At 72.2% G+C, this 19,696-nt stretch carries 16 protein-coding genes and 2 tRNA genes; 6 read left to right on the forward strand and 12 right to left on the reverse strand.

Annotated features, from left to right (window positions below; genetic code table 11):
- The first annotated feature begins 172 nt into the window (after positions 1-172).
- The 3 genes from BLT97_RS25500 (at position 173) to BLT97_RS25510 (ending at position 4,112) form a co-directional block, all read left to right on the forward strand.
- On the forward strand, positions 173-2,563 hold the full coding sequence (locus tag BLT97_RS25500) for an MFS transporter (protein WP_483883503.1): 2,391 nt from the start codon (positions 173-175) through the stop codon (positions 2,561-2,563).
- Between the two features lie 238 nt (positions 2,564-2,801).
- A complete protein-coding gene (locus BLT97_RS25505) occupies positions 2,802-3,641 on the forward strand; it encodes a YceI family protein (RefSeq protein WP_093614148.1) in 840 nt (279 codons plus the stop codon).
- Positions 3,642-3,650: 9 nt separating this feature from the next.
- On the forward strand, positions 3,651-4,112 hold the full coding sequence (locus tag BLT97_RS25510) for a PPOX class F420-dependent oxidoreductase (protein ID WP_093614150.1): 462 nt from the start codon (positions 3,651-3,653) through the stop codon (positions 4,110-4,112).
- A gap of 27 nt (positions 4,113-4,139) precedes the next feature.
- Here the strand turns inward: BLT97_RS25510 and BLT97_RS25515 are convergent, their stop codons facing one another.
- From BLT97_RS25515 to BLT97_RS25535, 5 genes are all read right to left on the reverse strand, one after another.
- Positions 4,140-4,913 carry a TetR/AcrR family transcriptional regulator gene (locus BLT97_RS25515; RefSeq protein WP_093614152.1) on the reverse strand — a complete coding sequence of 258 codons (774 nt, stop codon included), beginning with the start codon at positions 4,911-4,913 and terminating at the stop codon, positions 4,140-4,142.
- 90 nt (positions 4,914-5,003) lie between these two features.
- Entirely contained in the window at positions 5,004-6,590 is a 1,587-nt protein-coding gene (locus tag BLT97_RS25520) for an MFS transporter (protein WP_093614154.1), read from the reverse strand.
- Between the two features lie 140 nt (positions 6,591-6,730).
- A complete protein-coding gene (locus BLT97_RS25525) occupies positions 6,731-7,564 on the reverse strand; it encodes a response regulator transcription factor (protein WP_093614156.1) in 834 nt (277 codons plus the stop codon).
- Between the two features lie 105 nt (positions 7,565-7,669).
- Entirely contained in the window at positions 7,670-8,017 is a 348-nt protein-coding gene (locus BLT97_RS25530; RefSeq protein ID WP_093614159.1) for an antibiotic biosynthesis monooxygenase family protein, read from the reverse strand.
- A gap of 135 nt (positions 8,018-8,152) precedes the next feature.
- A complete protein-coding gene (locus BLT97_RS25535; RefSeq protein ID WP_093614161.1) occupies positions 8,153-9,031 on the reverse strand; it encodes a DUF2797 domain-containing protein in 879 nt (292 codons plus the stop codon).
- Between the two features lie 19 nt (positions 9,032-9,050).
- On the opposite strand from BLT97_RS25535, the gene BLT97_RS25540 reads away from it, so the two are divergent.
- Entirely contained in the window at positions 9,051-9,773 is a 723-nt protein-coding gene (locus BLT97_RS25540) for a putative glycolipid-binding domain-containing protein (protein ID WP_093614454.1), read from the forward strand.
- Between the two features lie 18 nt (positions 9,774-9,791).
- On the opposite strand, the gene BLT97_RS25545 is transcribed toward BLT97_RS25540, so the two are convergent.
- The 5 genes from BLT97_RS25545 to BLT97_RS25565 all read right to left on the reverse strand — a co-directional run bounded on the left by BLT97_RS25545 (position 9,792) and on the right by BLT97_RS25565 (position 11,658).
- Positions 9,792-10,145, reverse strand: coding sequence for a DUF1330 domain-containing protein (locus BLT97_RS25545; protein WP_093614163.1), 354 nt, complete (start codon positions 10,143-10,145; stop codon positions 9,792-9,794).
- Positions 10,146-10,280: 135 nt separating this feature from the next.
- Entirely contained in the window at positions 10,281-10,550 is a 270-nt protein-coding gene (locus BLT97_RS25550) for a DUF1905 domain-containing protein (protein ID WP_093614456.1), read from the reverse strand.
- Between the two features lie 119 nt (positions 10,551-10,669).
- Positions 10,670-10,742: transfer RNA gene (locus BLT97_RS25555), tRNA-Arg, on the reverse strand.
- Positions 10,743-10,889: 147 nt separating this feature from the next.
- Positions 10,890-11,429, reverse strand: coding sequence for a DinB family protein (locus BLT97_RS25560; protein WP_093614165.1), 540 nt, complete (start codon positions 11,427-11,429; stop codon positions 10,890-10,892).
- A 138-nt stretch (positions 11,430-11,567) separates the two neighbouring features.
- Positions 11,568-11,658: transfer RNA gene (locus BLT97_RS25565), tRNA-Ser, on the reverse strand.
- Between the two features lie 188 nt (positions 11,659-11,846).
- Here BLT97_RS25565 and BLT97_RS25570 point away from each other — a divergent pair.
- Positions 11,847-12,338: an SSI family serine proteinase inhibitor gene (locus BLT97_RS25570; RefSeq protein WP_093614167.1), complete on the forward strand. Its 492-nt coding sequence runs from the start codon at positions 11,847-11,849 to the stop codon at positions 12,336-12,338.
- A gap of 209 nt (positions 12,339-12,547) precedes the next feature.
- Positions 12,548-17,074 carry a PAS domain-containing protein gene (locus tag BLT97_RS25575; protein ID WP_093614169.1) on the forward strand — a complete coding sequence of 1,509 codons (4,527 nt, stop codon included), beginning with the start codon at positions 12,548-12,550 and terminating at the stop codon, positions 17,072-17,074.
- 127 nt (positions 17,075-17,201) lie between these two features.
- On the opposite strand, the gene BLT97_RS25580 is transcribed toward BLT97_RS25575, so the two are convergent.
- Both BLT97_RS25580 and BLT97_RS25585 read right to left on the reverse strand, forming a co-directional pair.
- Entirely contained in the window at positions 17,202-18,854 is a 1,653-nt protein-coding gene (locus tag BLT97_RS25580; RefSeq protein WP_176953892.1) for a long-chain fatty acid--CoA ligase, read from the reverse strand.
- 113 nt (positions 18,855-18,967) lie between these two features.
- Entirely contained in the window at positions 18,968-19,462 is a 495-nt protein-coding gene (locus BLT97_RS25585) for a SigE family RNA polymerase sigma factor (RefSeq protein ID WP_093614460.1), read from the reverse strand.
- Positions 19,463-19,696 lie beyond the last annotated feature (234 nt).

Raw genomic sequence — 19,696 nt, forward strand, 5'->3', positions numbered from 1 at the left:
GCCATACGGGCCACACGGGCACGGGCCTCGTAGGCCCCGCCCCACCCCGTACCGACCCATCCCCCCGCAACAAAGCACAAAGAGAAGGACTTCCATGGCAACGACCACACCCACCGGTGTGCGGGGCAGCCATGCCAAGCACGGAGGCCAGCCGTCCGGCGACGGCGCCCCGATGACGCACCGCCAGATCATGGAGGCGCTCTCCGGCCTGCTGCTCGGCATGTTCGTGGCGATCCTGTCGTCCACGATCGTCTCCAACGCCCTGCCGGAGATCATCTCCGACCTCGGCGGCGGCCAGTCCGCGTACACCTGGGTCGTCACCGCCTCCCTGCTGGCCATGACGGCCACCACGCCCCTGTGGGGCAAGCTCGCCGACCTGTTCAGCAAGAAGCTGCTCGTCCAGATATCGCTCGTCGTGTACGTGGCGGGATCCGTCGTCGCCGGTCTGTCCACCAGCGCCGGGATGCTGATCGCCTGCCGCGTCGTGCAGGGCATCGGCGTCGGCGGTCTGTCCGCGCTCGCCCAGATCGTGATGGCCGCGATGATCGCGCCGCGCGAGCGCGGCCGTTACAGCGGCTACCTGGGCGCCACCTTCGCCGTGGCCACCGTCGGCGGCCCGCTGCTCGGCGGTGTGATCACCGACCACTGGGGCTGGCGCTGGTGCTTCTACGTCGGCGTCCCGTTCGCCGTCATCGCGCTGATCGTGCTCCAGAAGACGCTGAAGCTGCCGGTCACCAAGCGCAAGGTGAAGGTCGACTGGACCGGTGCCTTCCTGATCTCGGCGGCCGTCTCGCTGCTGCTCGTGTGGGTGACCTTCGCGGGCGACAAGTACGACTGGGCCTCCTGGCAGACCGCGGCGATGACCGGCGGCTCGGCCGTCCTCATCGCGCTCTTCCTGTTCACCGAGACCAAGGCCAGCGAGCCGATCATCCCGCTGCGCCTGTTCCGCAACCGCACCATCACCCTGGCCTCGCTCGCGTCGCTGTTCGTGGGTGTGGCGATGTTCAGCGGCACGGTGTTCTTCAGCCAGTACTTCCAGCTCGCGCGGGACAAGTCCCCGACGATGTCCGGGATCATGACGATCCCGATGATCGGCGGCCTGTTCATCTCCTCCACCGTCTCGGGCCAGATCATCACCAAGACCGGCAAGTGGAAGGGCTGGCTGGTCAGCGGCGGCGTCCTCGTGACGGCCGGACTCGGCCTGCTCGGCACGATGCGGTACGACACCCCGTACTGGCATCTCGCCGTCTACATGGGCCTGATGGGGCTCGGCATCGGCATGATGATGCAGAACCTCGTGCTCTGCACCCAGAACCAGGTCGACCCGAGCGACCTCGGTGCGGCCTCGTCCGTCGTCACCTTCTTCCGCTCCCTCGGCGGTGCGATCGGTGTCTCGGCGCTCGGCGCGGTGATGGCCACGCGCGTGACGGACTACGTGAAGGACGGTCTGACCGAGCTCGGCCCGAAGGGCGCGGCCCTCGGCCACGGCGGTACGGGCGGCGGTGCGATCCCGAACCTGGACGAGCTGCCCGCGCCGATCCGTACCGTCATGGAGGTCGCGTACGGCCACGGTGTCGCCGATGTCTTCCTGTACGCCGCTCCGGCCGCGCTGCTCGCCTTCCTGATCACGCTGTTCATCAAGGAGGTCCCGCTGCGGACCGCCAACGCGGCCGCCGCCGCGGCCGGTTCGGACACCGATGCTCCCTCGGCCGTCACCGCTCCCGTCGCCGGTCCCGTCGCAGCCGAGGCCCCGGCCGAGGTGGCCGTGGTGGCGGACGCCGCCGCGGAGCCCGTGAAGTCCGAGGGCACTGCGGTACGCGGCATCGTCCGCACCGCCGACCAGGCCCCCGTACCGCGCGCCGCCGTCACGCTGATCTCGCTCGCGGGACGGCAGCTCGGCCGGACGATCGCGCAGGCCGACGGCGCGTACAGCGTGGACGCCCCGGGCCCCGGCTCGTACGTCCTGATCGCCTCCGCCGACGGCTTCCAGCCGCAGGCCGCCACCGTCGTGGTGGGGGACGGACCGCTTGCCTACGACCTGCTGCTCAGCGGGACGAGCGGGCTCAGCGGAGTCGTCCTGGCCGCCGAGGGCGGCGAGCCCGTCGCCGGCGCCATGGTCGTGGTGACCGATGTGCGCGGGGACGTGCTGGCCACCGGACTCAGCGGTGAGCAGGGCGAGTTCACCTTCGCCGAGCTCGTGCCGGGCGCCGTGACCGTCGCGGTGAACGCGCCCGGGCACCGGCCCGTCGCGCTCCCCGTCGAGGTCGCGGGCCAGGGCGTCACGCAGGTCGAGGTCGCGCTGCACTCCGGGGCGCGCGTCAGCGGCACGGTGCTCGCCGGCGGCGGTCCGCTCAAGGACGCGCGGGTGACGCTCGTGGACGGCGCGGGCAACGTGGTCGCGACCGCGACGACCGGCGAGGACGGGGCGTACGCCTTCGCCGATCTGGACGGCGGCGAGTACACGCTGATGGCCACCGGCTACCCGCCGGCCGCGATGGCGCTGACCGTCGCGGGCCGCGGCATCGACGGCCAGGACATCGAACTCGCCCACCCGGACGAGTAGTTCGCGGCCGACAGGTCGAATGGCCGGAAGGCCGGAAGGCCGGAAGGCCGGAAGGCCGGAAGGCCGGAAGGCCGGAAGGCCGGAAGGCCGGAGATAGACCCACGTGCCCCGGGTGCCGCTCCGAGCGGAGGCGGTGTCCGGGGGGCGGGCAGGGAAGGGGGCCCGGCGGGCAGGGGACGGCCCGCCGGGCCCCGATCGTTTTCGTGCCGGACAGGCATGTGTGCAAGGGGAGTTGGCTGTGGGACTGACGGCGCGGATCCGGACCGGCGACGGCTGGGCGGTGGAGCACGCGGTGGTGACGCTGACGGACATGCGCGGCGAGCAGGTGCTGCGCGCCGGCGCGGACGCGGACGGGGTCGTACGGACCGAGGAGGCGCTGCGGCCGGGGCCGTACACGGCGATCGTCACGGCCGTGGGCTACGCGCCGCACGCCGCGACCGCCCTGGTCACCGCGAGCGGACGGGCTGAACTCGGCACGGTGACGCTGGTGCGGCAGGGCGGGGCCGCGCTCCCGCCGCCGGGGCGCTGGACCATCGATCCGGCGCACTCCACGGTGGCCGCCGTGGCGCAGCACCTGGGGATCTCCAGCGTGCGCGGCCGGTTCACGGACTTCTCCGGCACCGTGCAGATCGCCCCCGACACCGTCTCCTCGACGGTCGAGGCCACGCTGGCCGCCGCCTCCATCGACACCGGCAACGCGCTGCGCGACAAGCACCTGCGCTCCGCCGACTTCCTCGACGTGGACAGCCACCCGTCGCTGGTCTACCGGGGTACGTCGGTACGCGAGACCGCGCCCGGCAAGTGGACGGTGCACGGCACGCTCGCGCTGCGCGGCATCGTGCGCGAAGTCCCCCTGGAACTCACCTACTCGGGCACGAGCAGCGACCCGTGGGGAGGGGTGCGGGCCGGCTTCCGCGCGACGGCCACCCTGCACCGCGAGGACTTCGCGATGCACTACAACCAGATCGTGCAGGCCGGGGTCGCGGCGATCGGGGCGACGCTGCAGGTGGAGCTCGACATTCAGCTCGTACGCGAAGAGGTTCCGGTCGTACGGGAAGAGCCGGCCCAGGGCTCGTAAGGTGGCCGTATGGCCAGAAGCATCGCGACCAACACCCCTGTCGATCTCGACCAGTTGCTGGAGTTCGTGCGCCCGCGGCACCGGGCGCTGCTGCTCACGCGCCGCCGGGACGGCGGTCCGCAGGCCTCGCCGCTGACCTGCGGTGTGGACGACTCGGGCCGGATCGTCATGTCCACGTATCCGGAGCGTGCGAAGACGCGGAACGCCAAGCGGGACGCGCGCGTCAGCGTGGTCGTGCTCAGCGACAAGTGGGACGGCCCCTGGGTGCAGATCGACGGGACCGCCGAGGTGCTCGACTCCCCCGACTCCGTGGAGCCGCTCGTCGAGTACTTCCGCAACATCTCCGGCGAGCACCCGGACTGGGCGGAGTACCGGGAGGCCATGGTCAAGCAGGGCAAGTCGATCATCCGGGTCACGCCCGAGCGGTGGGGACCGGTGGCGACGGGCGGGTTCCCCGCGCGGCTCGCGTAGGAGCGCACGAGAAGAGGGCCCGCGCGGTCACTGCTCGGCGCGCGCCACCATCGCCTCGATCCCCGCGATCAGCACGTCGAGGCCGAACGCGAAGTCCCGCTCCCACATCTCCGCGACGCTCGTGCCGCCCCGGGCCTCGATGATGGGCCTGGAGCGCTCCATGACGGCGTCCAGTTCCGGGTCGCTGCGGAAGGCGTTCATCGCCTGCTCGTAGTACTCGTCCTGGCTGATGCCGGACTCGTCGCAGCGGCGCTGGAAGTTGCCCATGGTGGTGGCGAAGCCGTACACGAACTGGAAGACCGCGGTGATCGCGCCCGCCTGCCCCGCGGGCGTCAGACCGGTGGCCATCGCGATGTCGTGGATGGCCCGGGAGACCCGGAGCGCGTTCGGGCCGATGTTCAGATACGTGTTGAAGATCGCCGCGGCCCAGGTGTGGCGCACCAGCATGGCCCGGTACGAATCGGAGAGCGCCCGCAGGTCCTCGCGCCAGACGATCGGGCGGTCCGGGTCCGGCACCTCGATCTCGTCCCAGACCGCGTCGAGGGCGAGCTCGAGGATGTCGTCCTTGGTGTCCACGTACCAGTAGAGGGACATCGCGGTGACGTTCAGCTCGGCGGCCAGCTTGCGCATGGAGAACTTCTGGAGCCCCTCCGCGTCCAGCATCCGCATCGAGGTCTCCACGATCTTGTCGCGGTCGAGGCCGGCCGGCTGGCCGTCCTTGCGCTGCCGGCGGGCCCGGTCGCTGTCCAGCCAGATGCTGGAGGTCGCAGGGCGCTTCGCCCGCTCGGCTGCCCTGACCATGGCGCACCTTCTTGTTCGTCCGTGAAGCGTTACGAGGGTGGGTGCGGCGGGCCGGAACGGTGTGGTCCGGCCCGCCGTACCCGATGCTACTTAGCTCGCCGTAGGTGCGGCGTCGTCGGTCTTGCCCGCCTTGTCGGGCTCCACGGCCTCGCCCTGCGCCGGCACCGCGGCCGGAACCGCGAGCTCGGCCCGGCGAAGGAGAGCCGCCGCGAGCAGACCGCCGAGGAACACGGCGATCGCGCCGACCAGCTGGCTGGTCTGCAGGCCGGAGGCGAAGGCGTCCTGGATCTCGGCCCGCTCGCCCGCCGTCTTCGCCGCCGCGAGGGCGGCCGGCAGCGAGGAGGCGGTGACGGCTACGAGGGCCGCGAAGCGGGCGTTGAGCACCGCGCCGAGTACGGCCACGCCGAGACCGTTGCCGAACTCGGCGAGCGTGCCGTTGATGCCCGCGCCCACGCCGGCCTTCTCGGCCGGGATGGCGCTCATGATCGCGTTGGCCATCGCGGGCTGGGCGACCGCGAGACCGATGCCGAAGAGCACCAGGCCGAGGAGCATGCCCCAGTAGCTGCCGTCGGTGCCGCCGCCGAGGAGCGCGATGGAGGCGAGACCGAGCGCGACCACCGTCATGCCGAGCAGCACGGTCTTCGGCACCCCGAGCTTCATCAGGAACTTCGGCCCGATCCCGGTGACATTGAGCGCGACCACGGTGAGCGCGAGGGGCGCCATCCGCAGACCGGCCTCCAACGGCTCGTATCCGAGGACGAACTGGAGGTGCTGGGTGAGCAGGAAGAGCGAACCGCCCATGCCGAAGACCACGAGCAGCGAACCGGAGACCGCGCCGATGAACTTCGGGTTCTGGAAGAAGTGCATGTCCAGCATCGGATACGGGATGCGCAGCTCGTAGAGCGCGAAGGCGCCCAGGAACACCACACCCACCAGGGCGGAGATGCCGACCTGCGCGGAGAACCAGCCGTGCTCCGGCCCGGAGATGATCGCGAAGACCACCGAGGACATACCGATGGTGGAGAGCAGGGCGCCCATGAGGTCGGGCTTGTCGCCCTGCGGATTCTTGGACTCGGGCACCAGTTTGATGACGGCGGCGAGGCCGATCAGGGCGACGGGGATGTTGATCAGGAAGATCGCGCCCCACCAGTAGTGCTCCAGGATGAAGCCGCCGACGAGCGGGCCGCAGACGAAGCCGAGCGAGCCGACCGTGGCCCACAGGGCGATGGCCTTGACGCGCTCGCTCTCGTCGAAGATCTGCATCACGACGGCGAGCGTGGTGGTCATGAGCAGCGCGCCGCCGATGCCCATGCCGGCGCGTGCGGCGATCAACTGGCCGCTGGACTGGGCGAGTCCGGCACACAGCGACCCGATGCCGAAGAGGGCGAGGCCGAGGGCGAGCAGCTTCTTGCGGCCGTAGCGGTCGGCCATGTTGCCGGCCGTGAGGAGGAGTCCGGACTGGACGAGGCTGTACGCATTGATCATCCACTGGATGTCGGCGGTGGACGCGTCCAGCTCCGTGGTGAGCGAGGGGATCGCCACGCTCAGGACGGTGTTGTCGAGCAGCACGGTGAGCTGGGCCAGGCAGATGACGCCGAGGATCAGCCAGCGCTGCGGGTGGCCTCCGGTGCGGGCGGTGGCTCCGCTGGAGGGTTGGTCGGCGGTCGGCGCCGTCATGGCAAGAGCTCCTTGTACGGTGTATGGGACTCGATCCCGTACACCGTACAAGAAACTCTCTTACGCTGTATAGCTGATTTGGGGCGGCGAGGGTGTGGAGGCCCTCGCGGGCCGCCGGCCGAGCGGCGGCCGCGGACCTCTCATCGGGCTCCGGCTCCGGCGCCCGCGGCGGCTCCCGCGAGATTTTGTGACTGCACCTGTGCCCGGGCCTGGGTCTGGACCTGAGGCTGAGCAGGGGCTTCGGCGGCCTTGATCAGATAGCCGGCGCCGCGGCGCGTGTGGATCATCGCGGGCCGGCCGGCGTCGATCTTCTTGCGCAGATACGAGATGTAGAGCTCCACGACGTTCGCCTTGCCGCCGAAGTCGTAGCTCCACACGCGGTCGAGGATCTGCGCCTTGCTGAGCACGCGGCGCGGATTGCGCATCAGGTAGCGAAGGAGCTCGAACTCCGTCGCGGTGAGCTGGATCTGCTCGCCGCCGCGGGTCACCTCGTGGCTGTCCTCGTCGAGGGTCAGGTCGCCGACGGTGAGCAGGGACTCGCTGCGCCTGGCGGCGGCGCCGGAGCGGCGGATGAGGCCGCGCAGCCGGGCCACGACGTCCTCCAGGGAGAACGGCTTGGTGACGTGGTCGTCCCCGCCCGCCGTGAGCCCGGCGATCCGGTCCTCGACCGCGTCCTTGGCCGTCAGGAACAGCACGGGGACCTCGGGGCGGTCGGCCCGGATGCGGCCGAGCACGGTGAGCCCGTGCAGGTCGGGCAGCATGACGTCGAGGATCACGGCGTCGGGGGCGAAGGACCGCGCGGCCCGGATGGCGCTCGCGCCGTCGTGCGCCGTCCGCACCTCCCAGCCCTCGTAGCGCAGGGCCATGGCGAGCAGCTCGGTGATCGAGGCCTCGTCGTCCACGACGAGCACCCGCACGGGAGAGCCGTCCGGCCGGAACAGTTCGGTACGCGCATCGCTATTGGTGGGGGCCATGGTGACGACCCTGGCGGGGGCGGGTGAGAGCCGTCTGACCCGAATCTGTGAATTCCCTGAGAAACGGCCCGCGTCTCGCAGGAGTCCGGTGCGACGGCCCGTCGCTCAGGCGTCCCGCCGGAACCCGTAGCTCCGCTCCACCTTCGCCACATGGCAGGTGTAGCTGTCGTACCACTCGGCCCTGCCCTGCTTCTGCACCCGCTGGTGCTCCAGGTTCTGCCGCCAGGCCTTGATGGCCTCCTCGTCGCGGAAGTACCCGACGGTGATGGACAGTCCGCCCGGGGTGCTGGCGTTCTCGTGGCCGAGGTAGCCGTCCACGCCCTTGACCAGGTCGTTCATCAGCTGGGCCGCTTCGGGGTAGCTGCCGTCGGCGTACGCCTCGGGCTTCTTCACGGAGGTGAAGACGACGGTGTAGTAGGGAAGTTCGAAGGCCTCGACGGGCGTGATCTCCATGGGCCAAGCCTGTGGCCGGGCTCGACGGGCTGTCCAGGTCTGCCGGTCAAAGGGATCCAAGACTTGACCATTCGCGGCCGGCCGCGGGCAGCCGTGAGCGGCCTCCCGTTCCACCTCACCGAACGCGCGCCGGACTCAGAACAACCCGCCCTGCACACCCCCGAGTTCCACCGTCCGCACATCCGCCACCGCCCCCGCCGGCGCCGTGTCGAGGCGCCACCCCGCCAGCAGCCGCCCGTCCAGGACGAGCACCTCGCCCCCCTCTGCCGCCAGATGCAGATCGGGCCCCGCGACCCCCGTCAGCCGGCCCACCACCACGGCCTCGGCGGCCAGTTCCCGTACCACCGCGGTGGCGGCCCCTTCACCGGTCAGGCCGAACCGTCCGCTGTGGTCGACGACTTCGAACGGCGCGCGCTCCAACGACTCCGGCCAGCCCGTGAGCCGCCCGGCGCGCTCCCGGCACTCCCGCAGCTCGGCCACCCGCTCGTCGAACGGCGGCAGGGCGGACCGCACCAGGCGCTTCTTCGCGTACGGGATGCGGTCCGGCACCCCGAGCGCCACCCCGACCAGCTCCTCCACCCGCCGCGCCGCCATCAACGGCCCGCGTGCGAGCCATGTGAAGGCCACCGCGCCCTGTTCGAGCAGCCGCGCGGAGCCGCGCTCGTCCGCGGTGATCCCGACCTTCACCAGGCCCGGCCCGAAGTACGCCAGATAGACGGCATACGGCCGCGGGTCGTCGGCCATCGTGTCGGCCGCGACCGAGTACGACCGGTCGATCCGCGCGCACTCCTCGCACTGCGCCCGCGTGGCCCGCGCGGGCACCTCCGCCCCGCGCGGACAGGGCGTACGCCGCCCGCCCCGCCACACCCCGAGACAGCCGCGCCCGCCGCGTACGACGAAGGCGAGCTCCTGTCCGTACGCGAGCACGCTCTCGCGCCCCGCACGCCCGGGCGCCCACCACCCGAGCGCCGGACCGGCCTCCCGCCACCGCACCCCTGTGCACCACCACGCCATGGGCCCCATCCTGGTGCCCATGACTGACAGTCGCGTCCAGGAGCAGCACCGGCACCGGGCCCGGACCCGAGTCCTCACCTGGCAGGTGACGGAGACCGGCGGCTTCGAGACGGCCTGGGTCACGGAGACGGGACCGCGCGCGTTCACGGCCCACGGCCGCGTCTTCGCCGCCCTGCCGTACCCGTACTGGCTCTCGTACGACCTGGAGACCGGCCCCGACTGGATCACGCGCCGCCTGACCGTCACGGCCGAAACCACGGACGGCACCGGGCACTTGGAGCCGCAGCAGCACCTGAGCTCGCAGCAGCACCGTGGCTCATACCAGCACCTTGGCCCGCAGCAGCACCCGGGCCCACAACAGCACCTGGAGTCGCACCGTCATCTGGACCTGCGCCGGGACGAGGCGACCGGCGCCTGGACCGCGAACGGGGCCCCGCTCCCATGGGCCGGTCCGGACACCCTGGACTGCGATCTCGGCCTCTCACCGCTCACGAACGCGATGCCGGTCCTGCGCCACGCGCTGCACCGCACGCCGGGCACGCGCGACTTCACGATGGCGTGGGTATCGGTCCCGGACCTGACGGTGCACGCCTCCCCGCAGACCTACGCGTACGAGGGCCCCGGCCCCGCGGGCACCCGGGTGCACTTCACCTCGGGCGCCTTCGAGAGCGAGGTCGAGTTCGACGCGTCGGGCTTCGTCACGAGCTACGCGGGCCTGGCCCACCGCCTCACACCCCGCTGACCTCTCGCGGACCTCTCCCTACTCCTGTCCCTTGAGCATCCCCCGCAGCCCGGCCGCGGTCTTCGTCGCGTCATACCCCTCCGGAACGCCCCGGATCAGGATGATGTCGCCGTCGAGATGCCGGGTCCGCAGCGGGGCGATCTCCTGATACGCCGGGGACTCCCACCAGGCCCGCGCCTCCTCGACCCCGGGGAACCCGATCATCACGACGTCCTCGTCCCAGCTCCCCTCGAGCACCTCGTGCGGCGTGACATGCACGAGAAACCGCCCGCCGAACGGCTCGAAGGTCCCGGGAATCCGCTCGATGTACTCGGCGAGATCCGCATGCAGGGGCCCTTTGCGCAGACGGGCTATGACGTAGGCAGAAGACACGACGACCTCCGACTGATCGACTGATGCGACTCGTTCGGCCCGCTCGGAGCCGCTCTGCCTCGATGCTGGCAGCAGCGGTACGCGACGTCGATTACCCGGCAGGTAGGACCGCGGGAACTCCGCGGGAACTCACGCTCACTCTTCGAGCCGCTCCTGGAGCCGGACCGTGACCGTGTCGCCCTCGCCCTTGCCGATGGCCTTGCGCACCTCCGCCTTCACCGGCAGCTTGTGCGTCCCGTCCCCCAGCGCCATGAAAGAGCTCCGGAACGGATGCCCGTCGATCGTGCCCCGCACCTTCACGAGCCCTCGGGTCCCGAAGAACTCCGCGGCCTGGGGCCAGACCACATAGGTCCAGCCACCTTTGCTCGCACTCTTCTGCAACACCGCACTGAACTGCTTGTCCATGACGGCCACCGCCTCTCCCTTTTGTCTCCGGTTGTCAGAGGGGAGACCGGGGAGCACGCGCAAACTCATCGGAGACAAACCAAAGGGCCCGGGAGAATCTCCCGGGCCCTTTGCCTATGTGCACTCGGCAGGATTCGAACCTGCAACCTTCTGATCCGTAGTCAGATGCTCTATCCGTTAAGCTACGAGTGCTTGTTCTGTTGTCCCGCTTCGGTGCTTTCGCCCCGCTCGCGGCGACAGGAAGAACATTACATGACTGCCGCCGCCATGTGAAATCCGTTATCCGCACCCCTTGTGACCTGCGGAAACGTCGGATCCGGGCAGATGTACGGGGTGCGGTCACACTCCCGTCGTGCCGTCGATGCGTTCGCGGAGCAGGTCCGCGTGACCGTTGTGGCGGGCGTACTCCTCGATCATGTGGACGAGGATCCAGCGGAGGCTGACGTCCTGGCCCATGAAGCGGCCCGTGGCGGTCAGCGGATGGTCGGCGCAGAGCTTGCGGGCGTACTCCACCTCCGCCTGCCACGTCGCCAGCGCTCCGCCCAGGGTGGCGTCGTCGGCGAGGTCGAAGCCGCCGTCCGGTCCCCGAGGGTCCGCCTGCGGGTCGTGGATCGGCGGGGCGTCCTCGCCGGCGAACACGCGCCGGAACCAGTTCCGCTCCACCTCCGCCATGTGCTGGACCAGGCCGGTGAGCGTGAATGCGGAGGGCGGGACCGAGGCCGTCGCGGCTTGGTCGTCCGTCAGGCCCTCGCACTTGAGCGCGAGCGTCGCGCGGTGGAAGTCCAGCCAGGCGGTGAGGGTGGTGCGCTCGTCGGCGTTCAGGGGCGGCAGGGGGCGTGCGGGCGGTTCCGGCGGATTGTGGGATGCGTTCGAGGTCATCCGGCGATGCTCGCATCCGGCACTGACAATCGACGGGCTGACCACCGGCGGGCTGACAACCGGCGGGCACGTGCGGTCGGGTCCGGGAACGGCTCAGGGCGCCCGCTCCGTGAGGAGTGGGCGCCCTGAGTCGTGGTGCGGAGGCGGAGGGATTTGAACCCTCGATGGGCTTTAAGGCCCAAACCGCATTAGCAGTGCGGCGCCATAGACCGGACTAGGCGACGCCTCCAGCGCACCTGCGCGAGCGCGTGGTGCGTTGCAGATGATGACACAGCCGAGCGGGCTGTCACCAATCGCCCCCCACGGTACTAGGCACGTGGGCGGCAGGGCAAAGCATTGTCGGCCCGGGGCACGGGGGCGCAACGTCCGGGCGACGCGGGCGTTGAACAGGGTGTCCGTCCCACACCTGGAGTCCCCATGAAGGTCAGTCGTTTCGCCGTCGCCGTGGCCGCGTCGCTCGCCGCGGTGGCCGGGGCGCCCGTCGCCGCGCACGCCGACGAGCCGCCGGCCCACGCCCTGCCCGAGCCGCAGCCCGATGTGCTGACGATCACGTCGGGGGCCGGAGCGGCCGCGCCGTACGAGACGTACGAGCTCACGTGTGAGGGCGATGGGAGTGGGAGCTCCAGCGGCAGTGGCGGCGGGAGTCATCCGCAGGCCGAGGAGGCCTGTGCACGGCTGGACGCGATCGCGCAGGAGGGGCGCGATCCGTTCGCGCCGGTGCCGGCCGACGCGCTCTGCACCATGCAGTACGGCGGACCCGAGACCGCGCGGATCACCGGGACCTGGCGCGGGCAGCAGGTGTCCGCGAGCTTCGACCGGAGCAACGGGTGCGAGATCGGGCGCTGGAACCAGCTCGTGCCCGTGCTCCCGCAGTCCTCGCCCGACTCCGGCGGCCCCCGCGTGTGGTGAAGGTCCGGTACATCCCGTGCGGAAGGCCGTGAAGGCGGCCCACCTGCGCGGTCACACCTCCTCCGTTCCCCCTTCCTGGGATCTCCCTCTCATCCGGCGTCCCGAGCGCAACCGCTGCCCGTAGACTCCCTGGAGTGACATGCCACGGGCCGGGGGGAATGCCGGGTCCGCGGGCACGCAAGGTGCGGTAACAGGGAGGACCCGTCGTCGTGAGCAGCAGGCCATCCCGAGGCGCTGCTCGCCTCGCAGCCATACTCGACGCCCTGCCGGACGCGCTGCTGCTCGTCAACGCCAACGGCACGGTGGTCAACGCCAACACGATCGCGCTGGACACCTTCGAGGCGCCGGGTACGGCACTGGTGGGGCGGGGGCTGCTCGATCTGCTGCCCGCATTCGACTCGCGGCTGATCCCGGGTTCGATGCGGCGGCCCGACACGACCGACGAGCGCGGGCGGACCAAGCCGAAGCGGATGACCGCGCGGCGGACCGACGGCACCGAGTTCCCGGTCGAGGTGACCAGCGCCAATCTCGACGGGCGCGAGGCCTACGAGAGCCAGGGCTCGGGCTCCCGGGGCGACGAGCTGCTCATGCTCGTCGTACGGGATCTGAGCGGCACCCTCGACACCGAGGCCGAGCTCGCGCGCTCGCAGCGGCAGACCGAGATGATCCTGCGGGCCGCGGCCGAGGGCGTGGTCGGCACGGACACGGAGGGGCGGGTCGTCCTCGTCAATCCGGCCGCCGCGCAGATCCTCGGGTACCGGGCCTCCGACCTCGGCGGCCGGGAGCTGCACACCCTGGTGCAGCACTCGCGCGCCGACGGTGAGCCCTTCCCGTACGAGGAGAGCCCGCTCGCCGACACCCTGCGCTCCGGCCGCAAGCACCGCGTGCGCGGGCAGGTCCTGTGGGCGAAGGACGGCAAGCCGGTCGCGGTCGATCTGACGACGGCGCCGGTACGGGACGGGGACCAGCTCGTCGGCGCGGTGCTCACGTTCACCGACCGGCGGCCCTACGACGCGTTGCAGGAGCAGCTCGAGCAGGAGCGGGCCGCGGCGCAGGAGAAGTACGACGCGCTCGCCGCGAGCGAGGCCGAGCGGTACGCGGAGCTGGAGGCCGGCGCCCGCGAGCGCTATGCGGACCTGCGGGAGCGGGAGGCCGCGCGCTACGAGCAGCTCGCCGAGCGCGAGCGGGAGCGCTACGCCCAGCTGTCCGCGCGGCACGCCCAACTGCTCGCGGTGCTCGGCGAGTCGCTGCGCGGGCCCCTGGAGCATCTGCGGGCCGAGCTCGGCACGCTCGCCGACGACCCGGCGGGACAGCTGTGGCCCGAGGCCAACCAGATCCTGCACCACCTCGCCGCCGGCTATACGCGGATGACGACGCTCGTCGACAACGTCCTGAACTACCAGCTCCTCGACGACGGTTCGCACTCGCTGCACAAGGTGCCCGCGCTGCTCGACCGCGTGGTGACCGCCGGTGTCGAGGGTGCGGCGGAGCTGATCGGGCCCGGGCGGGCCCAGTTCGCGGTGCACGCGCCGCCGATCGAGGCCGAGGTGGACGCCGCGCGGCTCGCCACCGCCCTCGCGCATCTGATCGCGGATGTCGCGGGCATCGATTCCACGGGCAATGCGCGGGTGGCCGATCCGTCGGCCGGTTATGTCGATTCCACGATCGTGGTCGCCGTGGCGCAGCGCGGTGACGTCGTCCGGATCGAGGTGCGCGGGCCGTTCGCGGGCGGCGATCCGGTGCATGCGCCGCTGGTGGCGGGCATCGTGCGGGCGCACGGCGGTGTGCTCCAGACGCACGAGGTGCCCGGCATGGGTGGCAGCGCCTTCGTGCTCGAGGTGCCGATCGGGTCGGGGGCCGGGACGGTCGAGGCCGCTCCCGCGGGCAGCGAACTCGCGCTGCCCGAGCAGGCCGCCGCCCCGGACGGGGCTGCCGCGGCGGACGTGGCTTCCGTGGCCGGCAACGGGGACACCGCGCCCGGTTCGGGCGGGCGGCGCAGGGCCCGGCGGGCCTCCGTGGACTCCTTCCTCGACAACCGTGAGGCCGAGCCCGCCCCGGTGCCGGCGGCCCCCGCCGACCAGCCCGCGCCGACCGGCCGCCGCCGTCGGCGGGCCGCAGCGGCGGGCGAGGGCGACCGGGTGCCCGCGCAGGTCTCCGCCGAGTCGGACGGCGGCGGTATCTCCGTGACCGGAGGCGGTGGCGGTACGGGGCGCCGGCGCCGTGCGCACGCCGAGCCCGTGCCGAACGAGCCCGCGGCCGAGGTCGCGCAGGGCGCCGTGGTGACCGCGGCCGAGCACGCCGCGGGGGCGCCGGCCGGTGCCCCCGGGCTCGGTGCCGCGGTGCCTCCGCAGGGTGTGCCCGCCGAAGCCGGGGCGCCCACCGGGCGCAGGGCCCGGCGTGCGTCCTCGGCCGTCGCCGCGCTGCCGCCGGCCGCGGAGGGTGCGCAGCCGCAGCCGACCGGCCGGCGCCGCCGGGCGCTCGCCGCGGCCGCCGAGCGTGCCGCTGCGGAGGAGGCCGGCTCCGGGCGTACGGCCTTCGCGCTGCCGCCCGCCGAGGCGGACCGCACACCGGGCGTGACCGGCGAGGCCACGGTGCTCGACGATTCCGCGCTGCCGGCCGCCCACCCGCACGACCATGCCGGTGCGCATCCGCACGACCACGCCGGTGCCCACTCACACGATGAGCGGGGCGCCGCGGCCCACGGCGCCGGGCCGGCGCAGGACGCGGCTCCGCGCGCGGACGAGGTGGCCGCGTACGGCCTCCCGGCCGGGCACACTCCCCCGCAGCCGCACCCGGCCGAGGCGCCGAGCGGGCGCCGCCGGGCGCGTCCCGAGGTGAACGAGCCGGTGCGGCCGGGGGGTTGGGACCCGTCCCAGCAGCCCGGTGTGCAGGAGCTGCCCGCTGCGGAAGGGTTCGCCGCCGCGCAGAAGCTGCCCGGCCACCAGGAGCTGCCCGCTGCTCAGGGTCTGCCGTCCATCCAGGAGTCCGCGCTGGACTTCGTGGCGCAGTCCAGGCAGGGCGCCGCCGAGGGTGCGGTGCAGGACGGCGCCGTGCAGGCCTCCTCGCAGCCAGCCCCTCCGCAGAGCCCGCAGAGCCCCGTAGCGGCGCAGGAGGCTGCGGGGCCGTCGGCCCAGGCGTCGTCGGTCCAGGCGTCGTCGGTCCAGGACGTCCCGGCCGTGGAGCTTCCGGCCCAACAGGCTTCTCCCGTACGGGAAGACGCGGCCGCGGCCGAACAGGCGGCCGGGCCCGAGGCCGGCCCCCAGCAGCACCCCGGCGCCGGTCCGCAGCCGGCCACCCCCGCGCGCCCGCGGATCGCGCAGCCCCTGCCGGCCGAGGCGGCCGCGGACCCGGGTGCCTCGCAGGGGCGCGGGTTCAGCGTGCGCACGCTCGGGCAGGGCGTGCCGTTCGCGCAGCACTTCGCCGAGCAGCAGCGCAGGCCCGGCCTGCCGCCGCTGCCCTCCGCGCGCTCCGGCCAGAGCCTGGGCGGGCAGGCGCCCGCGGGCTCCGGGCGGCGGCGCAAGCTGGGGACGCCCCCGGACCCGCGCCGCTCCGAGGAGACCCCCGCCGGGGGCACGCCCGCGGGCGGGACACCTGCCTCCGGTACACCCGCGGCGGGGACACCCGCGTCCGGAACTCCCACGGGCGGCACTCCCGCAGCCGGTACCCCCACGGCCGGTGTGCCCACCGTCGGCACGCCGGCACAGGGCACTCCCCAGCACGGCGCACCCACACACGGCACACCCGCACCCGGAATGCCCGCCGCCACGGCACCTGTCACACCAGCCGCACCTGAAGCGCCCACCGCCCCCGTATCGCAGCCGCTGCCGCCCATGCAGCAGCCCGAGCGGGCGCCCGCGGAGATGATCCCGGGCCGCGCGCCGGCGGAGAGCCAGGGGCGTGCCTACGCGATAGAGGCGCCCGACGAGGGTGCCGAGGGACCGCAGGCGCTCGACGGTCCCGGCGGTGCCGTCGAGGTGGCCAACCGGCCCCAACCGCTGCCGATGGACGACGAGTTGCCGCCCGAGCCGCTGGACAACCCGCGCCGCCTCCTGGTGTGGCCCGCGCCGGACGTGTCCACGCAGCAGGCGCTGAGCGACCGCGGCTACCGGCCGGTGATCGTGCACTCCCGCGAGGAGGTGGACGCGCAGATCGCGGCGTTCCCCGCCGCGCTCTTCGTCGACCCGCTGACCGGGCCGATCACGCGCACCGCGCTCCAGGCGCTGCGGCAGGCCGCGGTGGCCGCCGAGGTGCCGGTCCTGGTGACGGCCGGGCTCGGGCAGGCCTCGCGCGAGGCGGCGTACGGGGCCGATCCCGCCGTACTCCTCAAGGCACTTGCTCCCCGCGACAGCGAGCAGCATCCGCCGCGGGTGCTGCTCATCGAGGAGCACGAGGAGATCGCGCAGGCGCTCACCGCTTCCCTGGAGCGGCGCGGCATGCAGGTGGCGCGGGCTGCCAGCGACGCCGACGCGGTCACCCTCGCGACGCAGATGCGGCCCAACCTCGTGGTGATGGACCTCTTGCAGGTACGGCGCCGGCGCGCCGGAATCGTGGACTGGCTGCGGGCGAACGGGCAGCTCAACCGCACCCCGCTCGTGGTCTACACGGCGGCCGTGGACCAGTCCGACCTGCCGAAGCTGGCCTCGGGGGAGACCGTGCTCTTCCTCGCCGAACGGTCGACGAGCGTCGAGGTGCAGACCCGGATCGTGGACCTGCTCGCGAAGATCGGCACCAACTAGGCCGTGCCCCAACTAGGCCGTGCCCGAACGGCGTTGGGCCCGGGTCGCACGTGATGTTTCACGTGAAACCCGGGCCCGGCTCCGTATATCCGGCTCCGCGAGCCCGGCCCCGTAGGGCCGAGCGGCGTTACGCCAGCTCGGTGATGTCCAGGTCACCGTCCGCGTACTGGCGGCGGATCACCTTCTTGTCGAACTTGCCCACGCTCGTCTTCGGCACCGCCTCCACGATCGACCAGCGCTCCGGCAACTGCCACTTGGCGATCTTCGTGGCCAGGAACTCCTTGAGCTGAACGAAGTCCGTCGAGGCGCCCTCCTTCAACACCACGGTGGCAAGCGGGCGTTCGCCCCACTTCTTGTCCGGGACGGCGACGACCGCTGCCTCGGCGACCTCCGGGTGGGACATCAGCGCGTTCTCCAGCTCGACGGAGGAGATCCACTCGCCGCCGGACTTGATGACGTCCTTCGCACGGTCGGTCAGGGTCAGGAAGCCGTCGGCGCTGATCACGCCGACATCGCCGGTCTTGAGCCAGCCGTCCTCGCTGAACTTGTCCTCGGGCTTGAAGTTCTCGCCCGCTGCGCCGCCGTAGTACGAGCCCGCGATCCAGGGGCCGCGCACCTCCAGCTCACCGGCCGACTGCCCGTCCCAGGGCAGGTGTTCGCCGCCCGGGCCGACCAGCCGCGCCTCGACACCGGCCGGGAAGCGGCCCTGGGTCAGGCGGTACGCCATCTCCTCCTCGGTGCCGACCACGTGGGCCGGCGGGCGGGCGACGGTGCCGAGCGGGGAGGTCTCCGTCATGCCCCAGGCGTGGCAGACCGTGGCACCCAGCTTGTCGAAGGCCTCCATGAGGGCGGGCGGGCAGGCCGAGCCGCCGATCGTCACCTGCTTCATGCAGCTGATGTCCCGCGGGTTCTGCTGGAGTTCGCCGAGCAGGCCCTGCCAGATGGTGGGCACGGCGGCGGCGTGCGTGGGCTGCTCGCGCTCGATCATCTCGGCGAGCGGCGCGGGCTGCAGGAAGCGGTCCGGCATCAGCATGTTCACGCCGGTCATGAAGACGCCGTGCGGCAGCCCCCAGGCGTTGACGTGGAACTGGGGCACCACGATCAGGCTGGTGTCCTGGTCGGTGAGGCCCATCGACTGGGCCATGTTGACCTGCATGGAGTGCAGGTAGATGGAGCGGTGCGAGTAGACGACGCCCTTGGGGTCGCCCGTGGTGCCGGAGGTGTAGCACATGGCGGCGGCCTGGCGTTCGTCCAGCTCCGGCCAGGCGTACGTGGTGGGCTTCCCGGCGAGCAGCTCCTCGTACTCGTGCACCTGGACGCTCGCGCCGTCGAGCAGCGAGCGGTCGCCCGGGCCGCTGATGACCACGTGCTCGATGGGCGCGAGGTGCGGCAGGAGCGGGGCGAGCAGGGGGAGCAGCGAGCCGTTGACCAGGACGACGCGGTCGGCCGCGTGGTTGACGATCCACGCCAACTGCTCAGGGGGAAGGCGCAGGTTGAGCGTGTGCAGGACCGCACCCATGGACGGGATGGCGAAGTAGGCCTCGACATGCTCCGCGTTGTTCCACATCAGGGTGGCCACGCGCTCGTCGCCGTCGACCCCGAGGTCGTCGCGCAGGGCGTGGGCCAGCTGGGCCGCGCGCTCGCCGATCTCGGCGAAGGAGCGGCGGTGCGGCTCCGCCTCGCCGGTCCAGGTCGTCACCTGGGACGTCCCGTGGATTTTCGACCCGTGCTGGAGAATGCGGGTCACTGTCAGCGGTACGTCCTGCATCGTGCTCAGCACGGCGTCCTCCCGGTGGGCGCTACGGAGCAGTAGGGTTGCGCCGATTCTCACCGCATACCCACTGGTATGTCACTAGCCCAGGGAATGATCGATCAGCCGCTGCGAAGCTGTGATCAGCGGACGGGCGTCAGTTCCGGGTCCTCGCGGAGCTTGCCGAGCGCACGGGAGACCGCGCTCTTGACCGTGCCGATCGAGACACCGAGCACCTCGGCGGTCTGCGCCTCGCTGAGGTCCTCGTAGTACCTGAGGACGACCATCGCCCGCTGCCGGTCCGGCAGTTTCATGATCGCGCGCCACATCGCGTCCTGGAGCACCTGCTGCTCGGCCGGGTCGGCGACGGGCACCGGCTCGGGCTCGGGCAGCTCGTCGCAGGCGAACTCGTCGACCTTGCGCTTGCGCCACTGCGAGGTCCGGGTGTTGAGCAGCGCGCGGCGGACGTAGCCGTCGAGGGCGCGGTGGTCCTCGATGCGCTCCCAGGCGACATACGTCTTGGTCAGCGCGGTCTGGAGCAGGTCCTCGGCATCCGACGGGTTCGAGGTGAGCGAGCGCGCGGTGCGCAGCAGGACCGGCTGCCGGGCGCGTACGTACGAGGCGAAGCTCGGGTACATCAGGGTCCCCGTGGCGTGCGCGGTGTGCGCGGCGGCCGGGGTCGCGGCGGATCCCGCGGACCGCGTGCCGGTCACGGCCCGTGTACCGGAAGCGGCCCGCGTGCTGGTCGCGGGCCGCTTGCCCGAGGTGGCCCGTACGCCGGATACGGACCGTACGCCGGAAGCGGCCGCGGCGGCCTGCGCGCCGGACGGTCGCGCGGCCCCCCGCGCCGGCTTCTGCGCGGCCTTCACGGC

Source organism: Streptomyces indicus, from assembly GCF_900100315.1.
Lineage (GTDB): Bacteria > Actinomycetota > Actinomycetes > Streptomycetales > Streptomycetaceae > Streptomyces > Streptomyces indicus.

What these genes read in the sequence shown, in the direction of transcription:
- BLT97_RS25520 (WP_093614154.1), bottom strand. Translation starts at nt 6,590, where the DNA reads ATGACGGCGCCGACCGCCGACCAACCCTCCAGCGGAGCCACCGCCCGC.
- BLT97_RS25540 (WP_093614454.1), top strand. Translation starts at nt 9,051, where the DNA reads ATGACTGACAGTCGCGTCCAGGAGCAGCACCGGCACCGGGCCCGGACC.
- BLT97_RS25535 (WP_093614161.1), bottom strand. Translation starts at nt 9,031, where the DNA reads ATGGCGTGGTGGTGCACAGGGGTGCGGTGGCGGGAGGCCGGTCCGGCG.
- BLT97_RS25550 (WP_093614456.1), bottom strand. Translation starts at nt 10,550, where the DNA reads ATGGACAAGCAGTTCAGTGCGGTGTTGCAGAAGAGTGCGAGCAAAGGT.
- BLT97_RS25570 (WP_093614167.1), top strand. Translation starts at nt 11,847, where the DNA reads ATGAAGGTCAGTCGTTTCGCCGTCGCCGTGGCCGCGTCGCTCGCCGCG.
- BLT97_RS25500 (WP_483883503.1), top strand. Translation starts at nt 173, where the DNA reads ATGACGCACCGCCAGATCATGGAGGCGCTCTCCGGCCTGCTGCTCGGC.
- BLT97_RS25510 (WP_093614150.1), top strand. Translation starts at nt 3,651, where the DNA reads ATGGCCAGAAGCATCGCGACCAACACCCCTGTCGATCTCGACCAGTTG.
- BLT97_RS25515 (WP_093614152.1), bottom strand. Translation starts at nt 4,913, where the DNA reads ATGGTCAGGGCAGCCGAGCGGGCGAAGCGCCCTGCGACCTCCAGCATC.
- BLT97_RS25560 (WP_093614165.1), bottom strand. Translation starts at nt 11,429, where the DNA reads ATGACCTCGAACGCATCCCACAATCCGCCGGAACCGCCCGCACGCCCC.
- BLT97_RS25585 (WP_093614460.1), bottom strand. Translation starts at nt 19,462, where the DNA reads ATGTACCCGAGCTTCGCCTCGTACGTACGCGCCCGGCAGCCGGTCCTG.
- BLT97_RS25530 (WP_093614159.1), bottom strand. Translation starts at nt 8,017, where the DNA reads ATGGAGATCACGCCCGTCGAGGCCTTCGAACTTCCCTACTACACCGTC.
- BLT97_RS25525 (WP_093614156.1), bottom strand. Translation starts at nt 7,564, where the DNA reads ATGGCCCCCACCAATAGCGATGCGCGTACCGAACTGTTCCGGCCGGAC.